The sequence below is a fragment of the Streptomyces solicavernae genome, from assembly GCF_029968095.1.
Lineage (GTDB): Bacteria > Actinomycetota > Actinomycetes > Streptomycetales > Streptomycetaceae > Streptomyces > Streptomyces solicavernae.
Genome location: NZ_JASCIR010000027.1, coordinates 76,944 through 91,673 on the forward strand (window position 1 = coordinate 76,944; position 14,730 = coordinate 91,673).

Annotated in this window: 12 protein-coding genes; 5 read left to right on the forward strand and 7 right to left on the reverse strand. The window is 69.8% G+C overall.

Annotated elements, in window-relative coordinates; genetic code table 11:
* Positions 1-39: 39 nt before the first annotated feature.
* The 7 genes from QIS99_RS25030 to mtnA all read right to left on the reverse strand — a co-directional run bounded on the left by QIS99_RS25030 (position 40) and on the right by mtnA (position 9,078).
* Positions 40-786 carry a response regulator gene (locus tag QIS99_RS25030; protein ID WP_282515894.1) on the reverse strand — a complete coding sequence of 249 codons (747 nt, stop codon included), beginning with the start codon at positions 784-786 and terminating at the stop codon, positions 40-42.
* 214 nt (positions 787-1,000) lie between these two features.
* On the reverse strand, positions 1,001-1,693 hold the full coding sequence (hpf, locus tag QIS99_RS25035) for a ribosome hibernation-promoting factor, HPF/YfiA family (protein ID WP_282515895.1): 693 nt from the start codon (positions 1,691-1,693) through the stop codon (positions 1,001-1,003).
* Positions 1,694-2,007: 314 nt separating this feature from the next.
* A complete protein-coding gene (locus tag QIS99_RS25040) occupies positions 2,008-3,024 on the reverse strand; it encodes a ComF family protein (protein WP_282515896.1) in 1,017 nt (338 codons plus the stop codon).
* 210 nt (positions 3,025-3,234) lie between these two features.
* A complete protein-coding gene (locus QIS99_RS25045) occupies positions 3,235-5,013 on the reverse strand; it encodes an LpqB family beta-propeller domain-containing protein (RefSeq protein ID WP_282515897.1) in 1,779 nt (592 codons plus the stop codon).
* A gap of 85 nt (positions 5,014-5,098) precedes the next feature.
* On the reverse strand, positions 5,099-7,237 hold the full coding sequence (gene mtrB / locus QIS99_RS25050) for an MtrAB system histidine kinase MtrB (protein WP_282515898.1): 2,139 nt from the start codon (positions 7,235-7,237) through the stop codon (positions 5,099-5,101).
* A 1-nt stretch (position 7,238) separates the two neighbouring features.
* A complete protein-coding gene (mtrA, locus tag QIS99_RS25055) occupies positions 7,239-7,928 on the reverse strand; it encodes a two-component system response regulator MtrA (protein ID WP_282515899.1) in 690 nt (229 codons plus the stop codon).
* A gap of 4 nt (positions 7,929-7,932) precedes the next feature.
* Positions 7,933-9,078 (reverse strand): S-methyl-5-thioribose-1-phosphate isomerase, encoded by a 1,146-nt coding sequence (mtnA, locus tag QIS99_RS25060; RefSeq protein ID WP_282515900.1) that lies wholly within the window; start codon positions 9,076-9,078, stop codon positions 7,933-7,935.
* 140 nt (positions 9,079-9,218) lie between these two features.
* On the opposite strand from mtnA, the gene QIS99_RS25065 reads away from it, so the two are divergent.
* Genes QIS99_RS25065 through QIS99_RS25085 form a run of 5 tightly spaced genes read left to right on the forward strand, consistent with a single transcriptional unit; the run spans position 9,219 to position 14,688 of the window.
* Entirely contained in the window at positions 9,219-10,520 is a 1,302-nt protein-coding gene (locus QIS99_RS25065; RefSeq protein ID WP_282515901.1) for a hypothetical protein, read from the forward strand.
* Positions 10,521-10,524: 4 nt separating this feature from the next.
* Complete coding sequence (locus QIS99_RS25070) at positions 10,525-11,211, forward strand: DUF4129 domain-containing protein (protein ID WP_282515902.1); 687 nt, start codon at positions 10,525-10,527, stop codon at positions 11,209-11,211.
* Positions 11,208-12,386, forward strand: coding sequence for a DUF4350 domain-containing protein (locus QIS99_RS25075; RefSeq protein ID WP_282515903.1), 1,179 nt, complete (start codon positions 11,208-11,210; stop codon positions 12,384-12,386). The genes QIS99_RS25070 and QIS99_RS25075 overlap by 4 nt, the downstream gene beginning before the upstream one ends.
* A complete protein-coding gene (locus tag QIS99_RS25080) occupies positions 12,383-13,366 on the forward strand; it encodes an AAA family ATPase (RefSeq protein WP_282515904.1) in 984 nt (327 codons plus the stop codon). Before QIS99_RS25075 ends, QIS99_RS25080 begins: the two co-directional genes overlap by 4 nt.
* 11 nt (positions 13,367-13,377) lie before the next feature.
* A complete protein-coding gene (locus QIS99_RS25085) occupies positions 13,378-14,688 on the forward strand; it encodes a DUF58 domain-containing protein (protein ID WP_282515905.1) in 1,311 nt (436 codons plus the stop codon).
* The last annotated feature ends 42 nt before the right edge of the window (positions 14,689-14,730 follow it).

Consider the following 14,730-nt stretch of genomic DNA (forward strand, 5'->3'; position numbering starts at 1 on the left):
CATCGGCTGTCAGCGCGTCCGCTGTCAGCGCGTCCGCTGTCAGCGGATCTCCAGGATCTTCTCCCGCATCGCGTAGACCACGGCCTCCATGCGGGAGTGCAGCTGCAGCTTCTCCAGAATGTTGCGCACGTGGTTCTTCACGGTGTTCTCGGAGATGAACAACTCCTTGGCGATGTCGCGGTTGTTCATGCCCGTGGCGACCAGCTTCAGCACTTCGAGCTCTCGGTCGGTGAGCCTCGGTGCGGGCACGAGCCGACGCTCGTCGGTGCGCTGGATCATCGACTTGAACTCGGTGAGCAGTTTCGACGCCATCGACGGGCTGATCTGCGACTGCCCGTCGGCGACGGCACGGATCGCGGTCGCCACCTCGTCCGTGGAGATCTCCTTGAGGAGGTAGCCGGTGGCTCCGGCCTTGATCGCGTCGTAGAGGTCAGCCTCCTCGTCGCTGATCGTCAGCATGATGATCTTTGCGCTCGGTGCCACTTCCTTGATCGCGGTGCACGCCTCGATGCCGCCGCGCTTGGGCATCCGGACGTCCATGAGAACGATGTCGGGCAGCAGGTCGGCTGCCTTGTCCACGGCTTCGGAGCCGTCCCCCGCTTCCCCTATGACCTCGATGTCCTCCTCCTGTGCGAGGACGATCTCAAGCCCCCGCCGGAAGAGCGCGTGATCGTCCACCACGAGGACCCGGATGGGTTCCTTCCGTGGGGTTTCCGCCTCCATTCCGATGCCTACGACACCGTCGTCCGCATCCTCGTCACGCAACGGTCCAAACGTGCCCGCCATCGTTCCTCCCCCTGAAGGCCGAGGCCTGTTCAATTTGCCGCAACCCGCTTCCATTGCACACGGGTTGGCCTGCTCGGCCATGATTTCATGCCCCGGCGGCGCACCAACGCCGGAAGGGGTCGCACGATGGTGCCCCTGGGGGCGCACATGCGCTCCAGGGGCACCGTCGTCGCTGCCATCGAAGGTCAGCCGGGGTCAGCCGGGGTCAGCCGGGTCAGCCGCCGAGCGAGCCGCCGGGCGCGGTCGACTGGGCCTTCGACACCATCGGGTCCGTGCTGAGGTGGATGACGCCGTAGTCGTAGGCGTGCCGTCGGTAGACGACGCTGGGTTCCTTGGTCTCGGAGTCGACGAAGAGGTAGAAGTCGTGCCCGACCAACTCCATCTCGTAGAGCGCCTGATCGAGTGACATGGGTGTCGCGACGTGGGTCTTCTCGCGCACCACGATCGGGCCTTCGCCCTGAATCTCAAGTGAACCGATCCGCTTCGTCGGTACGCCCTCGTCCTCCGTGGTCGGGACGGGCGTGCCGTCGCCGTTGAGCGTGGCCGCGCCGGGCACCCGGTCGGCCACTTCGGCCGCGGAGAGGCGGCCATTGCCACGGCGCGTGGAGCGCTTGCTGTGCTGCTTGCGCAGTCGTGCTTCCAGCTTCTCCTGGGCCAGGTCGAGCGCAGCGTACGGGTCGCTGGCCGAGGCCTCTGCCCGGATCACCGGGCCGCGCGTGCGCAGAGTGATCTCCACGCGGTCAGAACGGTCGGCCTGTCGCGGATTGGGCTCCTTGGACACCTCGACGTCGAGGTTGATCACCTTGGCATCGAGCTTCTGGATCTTCTCCAGCTTCAGCTTCTCGGCCACGTGCTTGCGGAACCGCTCGGGCACCTCTGTTTTGCGGCCCTTGACGACGATGTCCACGCAGAACTCCGTTCCCGGATCGCTCCGCAGCCTCAGGCGGAGCGTCTCCCTTTTGCACCAGACTCCGGTGACCCCGGAGTCTCGGACTTGGTGACTTCCACCTCCTCCTCCCCCGCGGGCAAGATCTCCACCCCACCAGTGCGGGTGATTGCAGAAAACCCATGCACCGGCATTCCGATATACGAGGTCAGGCGCCTACCTTTCCTCACAACCGAACATATCTCGCCCGGACGGATGGCGTCACCCTCTACTGCGACGTACCTCCGTTCAGGTGCATTTCCACTCCCACTACCTGCAACGATGCAAGTTCCCGCTCAGTTCCGGTTTATTTCGAAGGAATCCGGTGACGTGGCGATCACTGCTGCGGTCAGGGGGAACATTCCCCGCTGTTCGATCGTTCTCGGCGCTTCCGACCGGGCGTTGGGGATGCTTGCATCCACTGTTCCGCCCCGGCCCCTCTCTCGCGACCCGGCCTGTCTTACTGGCGGCGTTACTTGCGTTCTCGTAACACGTACTCGCGTTCCCGCAGCGCCCGGTCCTGGCCTGGTTGCGGTCAGTGCGCGGGCGGCTTCCGCGAGGGACGCGCCCGTGGTCATCAGGTCGTCGACCAGGACCAGGCGGCGGCCCGCGAGGAGCCGCTCCGCGCCGGGCAGCACTTCGAGCGCACCGCTCATGTTCGCCATCCGCTGCCGGGAGTTGAGCCCCGACTGGTCCGCGACGCGGCGCCGCTGCCGCAGCACCGGGAGCACCTGCGCGGCGATGCCCGAGTGCCGCAGTTCGCGGGCGGCCTCGCGGGCGATCCGCCGCACCGAGTCGTGCCCTCGCGCGGCGACGGCCCGTCCGGCCGACGGCATGGGCACCAGGACCAGCAGACTCTCCTGTCCGTACGCATCGCCTCCGTACGCATCACCTCTGCGTGCGCCGCCTCCGTACGCATCACCTCCGTATGCACCGCCCCCATCGGTTTCACCGTGCCCCCCGTGTCCCCTGTTTTCCTCGCTCCACACTTCGCCCCCGTCGTCCAGTACCTCCCCGCCGTCCCGGAGCCCCGCCCGCACGGCACCCGCGAGCGCCAGGCCCAGGGGATGCGCAAGCCCCAGGGCGCCCCGCTCCTTGTGCGCGAGCAGCACCGGGCGCACCCCGTCCGCGTACGGCGCCGCCGCGTACACCTCCGGCAGCCCGGCCGGCTCCCGGTTGGGCCGCGCCCGGCGCGGCTCCCTGCCGTACAGCGCCGCCCGACAGGTGTCGCACAGCAGCGTGCGGGGCTGCCCACAGCCCGCGCAGTCGGCGGGCAGCACCAGGTCGGCGAGGTCACGCCACCAACCCCGCATGCCTTCACTGTGCCAACGCGCACAGCTCTGTGCCACCCCTGTGGATAACTCTCAGGAGGACGCGGGGATGTGGCGGCGAGCTGGGTCCGCACACGCCAATTACGCTGCCTTGCACCCCTTTTGACGGCCCGTCAATCACCGCCATGGGGCGTAGCCCGAGCCGCAGGCCATCGGAGGGGCGCACAGCCCCGACCGTCCACGAGAGCCGGGTTACCCCGGATAGACCGGCGACGTCCCGTCCTTGACCACCGGCCGCCAGCTCGCCCCCGGAGGCAGCCGGACGATGCCGTCCTCCTCCGAGCGGGCCACCAGCGGCAGCCGCTCGTCCTCCGACGCCGCGATGTCTGTCACCCCGGTCAGGGCGGGCAGCGCCGCGTCCTGTACGACCGAGCCATCGCTCTGCACGTACTGGAGCTGCTGAACCCCGCCGGCCTCCTTGCCGACCACCACGAGACGGCTGCCGCCGGCCCAGGACATGGCCGTGACCTCCTCCATCTGCGGTGCCCCGGGGCGCAGTTCGACCACCGACACCTCGGGGTCCTCGGACGTCCCCTGGCGCTCCACGCGGCCGATCTTCAGCTCCGTCCTGCCGTCCCGCTCGACGATCAGCGCGACCCGCACTCCGTCCGCCGACACCCGTACGGCGTTGATCCGGGCGTCGTCCAGGCCGACGACCTTGACCTCCACGGGCTTCCCGCCGCCCTGCGCCAGCCACAGCAGCCGCTGGTCGCGCGGGTCCCGGTCGGCGACCCACAGATCTCCCCGGCCGTCCCAACTCGGCTTGGTCAGGCGGTCCTTCTCCTGCTTGGCCTCACTGCGTACCTTCGTCTTCTCCAGCCGCTCGTCGGACAGCAGGGAGCCCACGTACAGCGAACGTCCGTCGTTCGACACCCCCGCCGCACGGTCCTCCGCGCGCGACACCGCGGCCGAGCGCAGCTGCCGCTCGCCGCTGCCGAGCGGGCCCGGGGCCGGCTCCACCTCGTCGCCGTTCTTCGGCATCCGCACCAGTCGGTGCTTGTCGTCGATGAAGTACTGGTAGTCCGCGCCGCTCAGCGCACGGTTCGGAGCGCTCGCCTCCGCCTGGTCGGAGTCCAGCGCGCACAGCTTCGTACCGTTCGCGCGCTGCAGCTCCACCTGCTCGATGCCTGCGGCCGGCAAGTCCCTCAGGGTGAAGAAGAGTTGGGCCGCCATCTTCGCGCAGCGGTCCGGTTTCACGGCATCGGCCCGTTCGTTCAGCGGGACCTTCAGACGGTTCTGGTCGTCGGGCGCCAGCGACTTGGTGCCCTTCTTCAGCGCGATGCCCGACGGGAAGCGGGAATCCACGACGTTGTCGAGCCAGTTGGTCGGTCCGTCGAGCAGCGCACGCACCGCCTGTGTCACCGGGTCGATGCGCTTACGGATGTACACCGGGTCGGCGACCATCGCCGGCGACGACTGTGCGTACCCGCCGTCCGACGAGGACGGCGAGGCGTAGAAGTACTTGCTGACCGGCAGGTAGAGCCGCTCGAAGTCGGCCTGCGCGAGCACCACGCCGCTCGGCGGCACGTCGATCCGCCACTCGCCACCGTCACCGCCGCTGTCACCGTCGCCATTGCCGTCGCCGTTCTGCCGGACGAGGTGCACCAGCGACGAGTACTTCCCCTGCTCCGAGCGGTACGCGTGCTCGTCGTCGACCGTCGCGATCATCCGGCCCGTCAGCGCGTACGTGTATCCGCTGCCGTCGGGGTCCGTCCTCGTTCGCGTCGAGTCCGCGTTCGGGCCGTCGGCCAGGACCGTGGTGGACCGCTTCGGCTCCCAGCGCTCCGACGCCTCCTTGGTCAGATACTTGCGTGCTGTCGCGAACTCCGGATCATCGCTGGTCAGCGCCTCAAGGAAGCCCTCGACGATCTCCGAGGGGCTGGCGCCCTCCTGCGGCGGCACGGCGAAGACCTGCACCCGCGGCTCCTGCGGGGAGGCGTCCACCTGTTCCACTCCGCCGCTGTCCGGCATGGAGGCACACCCGGCGAGCACGAAAGCCGAGCAAGCGAGTGCCAACGCGGTACGCGCGGATCGGAAGAAGCCGAACCGTCCACGATCAGCGCCCACGCGTGCTCTCCTCTTCCGCCGGTGCCGATACGGCCCGCACTTCTGGCTCTGCCTCAACTTGCTCTTCTATGCCGCCGGTTGACGCATCCGGAGCGACTGCCTCGGTGGCTGATTCGGTGACTGCCCCGGCGGCTGCCCCGGTGACTGCTCCGCCGCCCGTCAGCACCTCCGGCGGCCCCACCTGGCGCGGCACCACCCGCGCTCCGCTCCCCGGCAGCGCCGTCGGGTCCGCGCTCGGCGGGGTCACGAGCACCGACGACGCGGTCGGCGGTACGGCCACCGGCGCACGCTCACTCACCGGCTGCGCCGGCACCGTCGCCTGCTTGCCCTGCTCGCCGCCCGCCAGGCCGGCCTCGTGCAGCCCACGGTTGCGGCGCGAGTCCTTCGGCTCCAGGGGTATCGGCGAGCCCCGCAGCGCCTCGTCCGCGGTACGCGGCAACGTCAGGCGGAACTGCGAACCGCCTCCCGGCTCGCCCCAGGCCTGCAGCCAGCCGCCGTGCAACCGCGCGTCCTCAAGGGCGATCGACAGCCCGAGGCCCGTGCCACCGGTCGTACGCGCGCGTGCCGGGTCGGCGCGCCAGAACCGGTTGAAGACTCGCGTCGCCTCCCCCGGCTTGAGACCCACTCCGTAGTCACGCACCGCGACCGCCACCGCACCTCCGGCAGCGCCGAGCCGTACGACCACGTCCTTGCCGTCGCCGTGCTCCACCGCGTTCACCACGAGGTTGCGCAGCACCCGCTCCACACGGCGCGCGTCCGCCTCCGCCACGACCGGCTGCGCGTCGCCGACGACCCGGATCCGGCCGCCCTTCGCCTCGGCCAGCGGCTCGGCCCCGCCGACCACTCTGCGTACGACGTCCCGCAGGTCCGTCGGCTCCGCCTCCAGCGCCGCTGCGCCCGCGTCGAACCGGCTGATCTCCAGCAGGTCCGCGAGCAACGACTCGAACCGGTCCAGCTGGTCCGCCAGCAGCTCGGCCGACCGCCCCGTCACCGGATCGAAGTCCACCCTCGCCTCATGGATGACATCGGCCGCCATCCGTACCGTCGTCAACGGCGTCCGCAGCTCGTGCGACACGTCCGACACGAACCGGCGCTGCATCCGCGACAGGTCCTCCAGCTGCTGGATCTTCAGCTGCAGGTTCTGCGCCATCTTGTTGAAGGCCTCACCGAGCCGCGCGATGTCGTCCTCGCCCGTGACCTTCATACGTTCCTGAAGCCGTCCGGCCGACAGCCGCTCCGCGATCCCCGCCGCCATCCGCACCGGCGTCACGACCTGCCGCACGACAAGCCAGGCGATCGCCCCGAGCAGCACCACCACGAACAGCCCAGCCGTGGCCAAGGTGCCCTTGACCAGGCTCAACGACTTCTCCTCCTGCGTCAGCGGGAAGAGGTAGTACAGCTGGTACGGATCGTTGTTGATGTCCGGAAGCCGCTTGCCGATCACCAGCCCGGCGACCGGGTCCGGTCCGTTCTCCGTGTACACGATCCGCGAGAAGCTCTGATACGCGCCGTCGGCACGGTCGACCCGGGTGCGCAGCTCGCTCGGAACGCTTTTCAGCCCCTCGACATAGCCCGAGGCACGCGGTGCACGTCCCGGGCCGGCGTCGCTACCCGCGGCCAGAGCGACCACGTGGAACGCGCTCTGGCCGCCGCTCGACAGCTGAGTGACCAGGTCGTTGCGCCACAGGCTGGAGTTCTGCTTGCCCATGCCGCCGTTTGCGGCACCGCCGCCCGCGCCCCGGCCGTTCGCCGCGTTCTCCTGAGCGACCTTGAACCCACCGGTCGCCTGGATCTGCGCGGCCTTCTCCTTGGCGTCGAGCAGGCCGTTGCGCACCTGCCCGATCACGACGAAGCCGAGCAGCAGCACCACACCGAGCGACATCACGAGAGTGGCCGCGACCACCCGCAGCTGGATGTTGCGCCGCCACAGCCGCATCACCGGCAGCAGCGGTCGCCTCACCCAGCGTGCGAACAGCCGCAGCACCGGGCTGCCCTGCACACCGTCCTGCAGCAGCAGCCCACCGTCGATCAACCGCCCGAACCGGGAGGTGCGCCCTGACGGGCTCACCGGCCACCCCTGGCGGTCCCCCGGCTCCCCGGGCGCCGAAGCAGCGCTGTCCCGGGACATGTCAGCTCGGTCCGGCCTTGTAACCGACACCACGGACGGTCACAACGATCTCCGGACGCTCCGGATCCTTCTCGACCTTCGACCGCAGCCGCTGCACATGCACGTTCACCAGCCGCGTGTCCGCCGCGTGCCGGTAGCCCCACACCTGCTCCAGGAGCACCTCACGCGTGAACACCTGCCACGGCTTACGCGCCAGCGCCACCAGCAGGTCGAACTCCAGCGGCGTCAGCGCGATCGACTGGCCGTCCCGCTTCACGGAATGACCGGCCACATCGATGAGCAGGTCACCGATGGCCAGCTGCTCCGGAGCCGGCTCCTCCGACCTGCGCAGCCTGGCCCGGATCCGGGCCACCAGCTCCTTCGGTTTGAACGGCTTCACGATGTAGTCGTCGGCTCCCGACTCAAGGCCCACCACCACATCCACGGTGTCGCTCTTGGCCGTGAGCATCACGATCGGCACCCCGGACTCCGCCCTGATCAGGCGGCACACCTCGATGCCGTCCCGACCGGGCAGCATCAGATCGAGCAACACCAGATCAGGCTTGGTCTCACGGAAGGCAGCCAGCGCCTTGTCGCCATCTGCTACGAACGACGGCTCAAAACCCTCACCTCGAAGCACGATGCCGAGCATCTCGGCCAGTGCGGTGTCGTCATCGACGACAAGGACTCGTCCCTTCATGACTGACATCATCCCATTAGCTAATCGTTACCTGGCGTGACCTGTCACACAGCTCCACGAGCCCGTCGGCGGTCACCGGCGAGACGGCCCCGTACTCGGTGACGATCGCCGTCACCAGATCCGGCGGCGTCACGTCGAACGCCGGGTTGTACGCCTGCGTCCCCACCGGCGCCACGGACCGGCTCCCCGGCGCCCCGACCTCTCCCGCCTCCTGCGGCACCGGGAATTCCGTCACTTCCTGACCTGCCCGCTGCTCGACCTCGATCGAAGCGCCGTCCGGCGTATCGAGATCCACCGTCGTGACCGGCGCCACCACGATGAACGGCACGTGGTGGTAACGGGCGAGCACAGCGAGCGGATAGCTCCCCACCTTGTTCGCCACCGAACCGTCGGCCGCGATCCGGTCCGCCCCGATCACGACCGCATCCACCTCCCCCGCAGCGAACAGCGAACCCGCCGCGTTGTCCGTCAGCAAGGTGTACGCCATCCCGTGCCGCGCTGCCTCGTAGGCCGTGAGCCGGGCGCCCTGCAGCAACGGCCGCGTCTCGTCCACCCACAGCCGTCGCAGCCGGCCCGCCCGATGGGCGGCGATCGCCACCGCCAGCGCCGTGCCCTCTCCGCCGGACACCAGCGCCCCGGTGTTGCAGTGCGTCAGCAGCCGGTGTCCACCTCCGGGCAGCAGCACGTCCAGGAGCGTCAGACCGTGCCCGGCCATCCGCCGGCTCGCCTCGGCGTCCTCGGCGTGCAGCGCCTTCGCCTCGGCCAGCGCCGCGGCAGCCCCCTCCGCCTGCCCGGCCCCACCCTCGACTGCGGCCCGGTACGCGGCATGCGCCCGGCGCACCCCACGGCCCAGGTTCACCGCCGTGGGCCGCGCGGTGGCGATCGCCTCCGCCGCCTCCGCCACGTCCTGTCCCCGCCCGGCGGCGAGCGCGACCCCGTACGCCCCGGCGATCCCGAGGAGCGGCGCTCCCCGTACGGCCAGGGACCGGATCGCCTGCACCAGCGTCGGTACGTCCTTGCACGCCAGCTCGACTTCCTCGGCCGGCAGCCGCGTCTGGTCGAGGAGGAGCAGCACAGGACCGTCGGATGATTCGTCCCAGCGGATCGAAGGCGTCCGTATCCGCCCGCCGCTGTCGTGGGATTGCGCGTACTGATCAGGCATTCGCCCAGTCTGCCCTTTCCCTGCCGGACAATTGAAGGTAACCAGCTCATCCAGCACCCCGTCCTGGAACGAGCACACCGTGGCACGATGGCAGCCAACCCGCCGCCGCAACCGCGGTCGTGCACCGTGAAGGAGCGACGATGAACGACACTCCGGGCTGGGCCTCGCCCGGATCTGCCCCCTCCGACGGACCGGAAGGGGAGACGCCCCGCCCCGCCGAGCCGACCACCCCGCAGGACGGGCCGCCCTCGAAGTGGTCCAAGGAACAGCCGCCGCCCGCCCAGTGGTCCGCACCGGGAGCCTCCGGCCCCGGCCAGACACCACCGCCTCCGGGCCAAGGCGGTCACGGCGGCTGGGGCGGCGGTCCTGGCGTGCCTCCTGGCCAGCCGCGCGGTGGCTGGGGTGGCGGCGGAGGCTGGCGTGGCGGAGCCTGGGGCATGCCGCCCGCCGCGGCCAAGCCCGGCGTCATTCCGCTCCGCCCTCTCGGCATCGGCGAGATCCTCGACGGCGCGGTCTCGACGATGCGCACCTACTGGCGCACGGTCCTCGGCATCTCCCTCACCGTGGCCGTGGTCACGGAGGTCGTCATCGTCCTGCTGCAGGGCCTGGTCCTCAAGTCCCAGACCAGCACCGACGCCCTCAACGACCCGAGCGCCACCGTCGACGAACTGACCACCGCCATGGTGGAGACCCTGCGCGACTCCAGCGTGATCCTCCTGGTGTCGCTGCTCGGCAGTTTCGTCGTCACCGCCCTGCTCACCATGGTCACCAGCCGTGCCGTCCTCGGTAAGCCGGTCACGACCGGCGAGGCCTGGCGCGATGCCCGCCCGCAGCTCCCCCGCCTCCTCGGGCTCACCTTCCTGCTGCCGCTGCTGGCCGCCGCCCTCGTCACCGTGGGCGCCCTGCCCGGCATCCTGGTGACCGTGGCGGGAGCCTCCGCGGCCGGCACCGCGCTCGCCCTCCTCGGTGGGCTCGGCGGACTGGTCGTCGCCATCTGGCTGATGGTCCGGTTCTCCCTCTCCTCCCCCGCGCTGATGCTGGAGAAGCAGTCCGTACGCAAGGCGCTCGGGCGGTCCGCGAAGCTGGTCCAGGGCTCCTGGTGGAGGGTCTTCGGTATCCAGCTGCTCGCCGCGATCCTGGTGAACATCGTGGTGTCGATCATCCTGATCCCGTTCACCGCTGTGGCTGTGGCCCTCAGCGGCGACGGCGTCAGCAGCTTCCTCAGCAGCGGCGTCGGCAACGTCGGCTGGACGTTCCTGATCATCACGGGCATCGGCTCGGTGATCGGCTCCATGCTCGCCTTCCCCATCACGGCGGGCGTCACCGTGCTCCTCTACATCGACCTGCGGATCCGCCGCGAGGCACTCGACCTGGAGCTGGCCCGCGCGGCCGGCATCCAGGACTACGGCTCCCACAACCCCGGCACCACACCGGGGAGTTGATGCGGTGACGACGGGGGGACTCCACAGGACGTGGACCGCGCTGCCGCTGTCCGACGACGAACCGCCGGTCACAATCCCGCGTGATCCGGCGCGGGAGGCCGCGGAGCGCGAATTGTCCAGGCCCATGTACCACGAGAACGATCCGAGCCTCCTCCAGCGCGCGCTGGACCGCTTCTGGGAGTGGGTCGGCGACCTCTTCGACGCCGCCGCGGGAGCAACACCCGGCGGTGCGGCCGGGCTCGTCGTGATCGTCCTCGTGGCCGTGCTGCTCCTGGGCGCCCTGTGGTGGCGCCTGGGGACACCCCACCGCGCCCCGTCGTCATCCGCGCCCGTCTTCGACGACCGGCCGCGCAGCGCCGCCGAGCACCGGTCTGCCGCCGAGGCCCACGCCGCGGACCGGCAGTGGAACCAGGCACTCCAGGAACGGATGCGTGCCCTCGTGCGCTCCCTCGAAGAGCGCGCCCTCCTGGACCCGCGCCCCGGCCGCACCGCCGATGAAGCAGCCGCCGAAGCCGGCAGGTCCCTGCCCTCGCACAGCGACCGACTCCACACGGCTGCCCGCGACTTCGACGACGTCACGTACGGAGGACGCAGCGCCGACGAGCAGGCATACCGCCGCGTCGCCTCCCTCGACCGAGACATCGAGCGCACCCGCCCCGTCCTCGCCTCTCCCCCGGGGACCGCCACATGACCGCGCCCACCGCTCCCACCTCGGTCGCCACCACTCCTCGCCAGGTGTGGACCCGTACACGCGGTCTGCTGCTCGCCCTGGTCGTCCTGCTCGTCGCCGGCCTCGCCATCGCCGGTGTCCGCTCCGGCGGCCATCACGGCCGGCTCGACCCTCGCTCGGCCGACCCCTACGGCAGCCGCGCGGTCTCCGAACTCCTCGCCGACCGAGGCGTCACCACCCGCGTGGTGACCACCAGCAAGGCAGCCGCAGCCGCCACCGGCCCGGACTCCACGCTCCTCATCGCGACCCCCGACCTGCTCACCGGAGAGCAGCAGTCCACCCTCAACGACGCCATGCGACGAGCATCCGGCCGCACCGTCCTGGTAGCCCCCGGTCAGGCCTCCGTCGGCACTCTCACACCTGGCGTACGCGCCGAACGACCGAGCAATGAGACCACCCTGCGGCCGGCCTGTTCGCTCCCGGAGGCGGAAAGCGCGGGCAACGCCGACACCGGCGGCATCCGCTACTCCTCGAACCTTTCCCGTACGACCTCCTGCTACAGCAGCCAGGGCCTCCCCACCCTGTTGCGCATCCGATCCGGAGCCGGGGACACCGTGCTTCTCGGCGCACCGGACATCCTCTACAACGACCGCCTCGACAAGCACGGCAACGCCTCGCTCGCCCTTCAACTGCTCGGGTCCCGACCTCATCTGGTCTGGTACCTCCCCTCGGTCAGTGACCCCTCCGCGGCCGACAGCGGCGACCGCAGCTTCTTCGAACTCATCCCCTCCGGCTGGAGCTGGGCGGCTCTCCAGCTCTCCGTCGCCGCCGTCCTCGCCGCTCTCTGGCGTGGCCGCCGTCTCGGCCCTCTGGTTCAGGAGCGGCTGCCTGTCGCCATCCGCGCCTCCGAGGCCGTCGAGGGCAGAGCCCGCCTCTACAGCAAGGCAAGAGCCCGCGACCGCGCAGCGAAAGCCCTGCGCTCGGCGACTCGCACCCGCCTCGCACGGCTGGTAGGCGTTCCTCCTGCCAGGGCACACGCTCCGGAGACACTGCTCCCGGCTGTCTCCGCCCGACTCCCCGACGCGTCGGGCTACCTCCACGCTCTCCTCTTCGGACCTCCCCCACCCGACGACGCAGCTCTGATCACCCTCGCCGACCGACTCGACGCCCTCGAAAGAGAGGTACGCACCTCATGAGCGCCCCGATCGCAGACCCCGCAGGGAACGCGGACACCGCCCGCTCCTCCCTGGAGTCCCTGCGCACCGAGATCGCCAAGGCCGTGGTCGGCCAGGACCCTGCGGTCACCGGTTTGGTGGTCGCTCTGCTGTGCCGCGGCCACGTCCTGCTTGAGGGCGTCCCCGGCGTCGCCAAGACCCTCCTCGTACGAGCCCTGTCGGCCGCCCTCGAACTCGACACCAAACGCGTCCAGTTCACACCCGACCTCATGCCGAGCGACGTCACCGGCTCACTCGTCTATGACGCGCGCACCACCGAGTTCTCCTTCCAGCCCGGCCCCGTGTTCACGAACCTGCTGCTCGCCGACGAGATCAACCGCACCCCTCCGAAGACGCAGGCCTCCCTCCTCGAAGCGATGGAGGAGCGCCAGGTCACCGTCGACGGCACACCCCGCCTGCTCCCCGAGCCCTTCCTCGTAGCAGCAACCCAGAACCCGGTCGAATACGAGGGCACATACCCCCTCCCTGAGGCGCAGCTCGACCGGTTCCTCCTCAAGCTCAACGTCGCGCTGCCGTCCCGTCAGGATGAGATCGCCGTACTGACCCGGCACGCGGACGGATTCAATCCACGCGACCTTCAGGCTGCTGGAATTCAGCCCGTGGCCGGCCCCGCAGACCTCGAAGCGGCCCGCGTCTCAGTCGCCAAAACATCCCTCTCCCCCGAAATCACCGGCTACGTCGTCGACATCTGCCGTGCTACGCGCGAATCGCCTTCCCTGACTCTCGGCGTCTCTCCCCGTGGGGCCACCGCGCTGCTGTCCACTGCCCGCGCTTGGGCCTGGCTCACCGGCCGGGACTATGTGACCCCGGACGACGTGAAGGCTCTAGCGCTGCCTACCTTGCGACACCGGGTGCAGCTGCGTCCCGAGGCGGAGATGGAGGGAGTCACCGCTGATTCAGTAATCAGCGCGATCCTCGCCCACGTCCCCGTACCCCGCTGAGGCCGCTGCTCATGGCCCCCACCGGACGCGCCGCTTTCCTCGCAGCTCTCGGCACTATCCCCGTCGGCTTCTTCGAGCCGAGCTGGACGGGGCTGCTTGCCGTCAATTCCCCTCTCGCACTAGCCATGATGTGCGACTACGCCCTCGCCGCGCCAGTGCGAAGGCTGCACTTCACCCGATCCGGTGACACAAGCGTTCGACTCGGGGAGGCTGCGGACGTCGACCTGACCGTCACGAACTCCTCCAACCGCCGGCTGCGGGCCCAGCTGCGAGACGCCTGGCCTCCGAGCAGCTGGACACCGGGCTTGGAAGCCACCGCGGCACGGCAGCGGGTCGTGATCCCGCCCAAGGAGCGACGCCGGATCACCACACGGCTTCGCCCCACTCGCCGCGGTGATCACCAAGCCGACCGTGTCACGGTTCGCTCCTTCGGCCCGCTTGGGCTGATGTCCCGCCAAGGCGGCCACGAAGTCCCCTGGACGCTGCGCGTCCTGCCGGCGTTCCACAGCCGCAAGCACCTGCCGTCGAAGCTCTCACGCCTGCACGAACTCGACGGCAGGACCAGTGTGCTGACCCGAGGCGAAGGCACAGAGTTCGACAGCCTCCGCGACTACGTTCCCGGCGACGACACCAGGTCCATCGACTGGCGCGCCACCGCCCGCCAATCGGCTGTGGCGGTACGTACGTGGCGTCCTGAGCGGGACCGCCACATCCTCCTGGCCCTCGACACCGGCCGCACGTCGGCCGGACGGGTCGGCGACGCACCCCGTCTGGACGCATCAATGGACGCGGCGCTGCTGATCGCTGCCCTGGCTGCGAAAGCCGGCGACCGCGTGGATCTCCTGGCTTACGACCGCCGGGTCCGCGCCCTGGTTCAGGGAAGATCTGCGAGGGATCTTCTTCCAGCACTGGTCAATTCCCTCGCCTCGATCGAACCGGAACTCGTCGAAACCGATGCCCGAGGCCTGGCCTCCACCATTCTGAAGACTGCTCCACGCCGCTCGCTGGTCGTTCTTCTCACCAGTCTCGACGCAGCGCCGGTAGAAGAAGGGCTTATGCCGCTTCTCCCCCGCCTCACCAAAGGCCATGTCGTGATCGCAGCGTCCGTCTCGGACCCACACGTCCAGCTGATGGCAGAGGGCCGAGCTGAGACGGAAGCCGTGTACGGGGCTGCCGCCGCCGCACAAGCACAAGAAGAACGCCGACAGACGGCGGAACGTCTGACACGCCACGGCGTCGTTGTCGTCGACGCAACCCCTGCCGAATTGGCGCCTGCGCTCGCCGACGCGTACCTGGCTTTGAAGGCCTCCGGCCGCCTCTGAACGGCAGAGCAATTGGACATGAAACAAAGGGCAGTGAAAATA

Excerpts from the sequence above, each read along its gene's own strand:
- QIS99_RS25030 (WP_282515894.1), bottom strand. The coding sequence starts at position 786 with ATGGCGGGCACGTTTGGACCGTTGCGTGACGAGGATGCGGACGACGGT.
- QIS99_RS25040 (WP_282515896.1), bottom strand. The coding sequence starts at position 3,024 with ATGCGGGGTTGGTGGCGTGACCTCGCCGACCTGGTGCTGCCCGCCGAC.
- QIS99_RS25045 (WP_282515897.1), bottom strand. The coding sequence starts at position 5,013 with ATGCCGGACAGCGGCGGAGTGGAACAGGTGGACGCCTCCCCGCAGGAG.
- mtrB (WP_282515898.1), bottom strand. The coding sequence starts at position 7,237 with ATGTCCCGGGACAGCGCTGCTTCGGCGCCCGGGGAGCCGGGGGACCGC.
- mtrA (WP_282515899.1), bottom strand. The coding sequence starts at position 7,928 with ATGATGTCAGTCATGAAGGGACGAGTCCTTGTCGTCGATGACGACACC.
- mtnA (WP_282515900.1), bottom strand. The coding sequence starts at position 9,078 with ATGCCTGATCAGTACGCGCAATCCCACGACAGCGGCGGGCGGATACGG.
- QIS99_RS25065 (WP_282515901.1), top strand. The coding sequence starts at position 9,219 with ATGAACGACACTCCGGGCTGGGCCTCGCCCGGATCTGCCCCCTCCGAC.
- QIS99_RS25075 (WP_282515903.1), top strand. The coding sequence starts at position 11,208 with ATGACCGCGCCCACCGCTCCCACCTCGGTCGCCACCACTCCTCGCCAG.
- QIS99_RS25080 (WP_282515904.1), top strand. The coding sequence starts at position 12,383 with ATGAGCGCCCCGATCGCAGACCCCGCAGGGAACGCGGACACCGCCCGC.
- QIS99_RS25085 (WP_282515905.1), top strand. The coding sequence starts at position 13,378 with ATGGCCCCCACCGGACGCGCCGCTTTCCTCGCAGCTCTCGGCACTATC.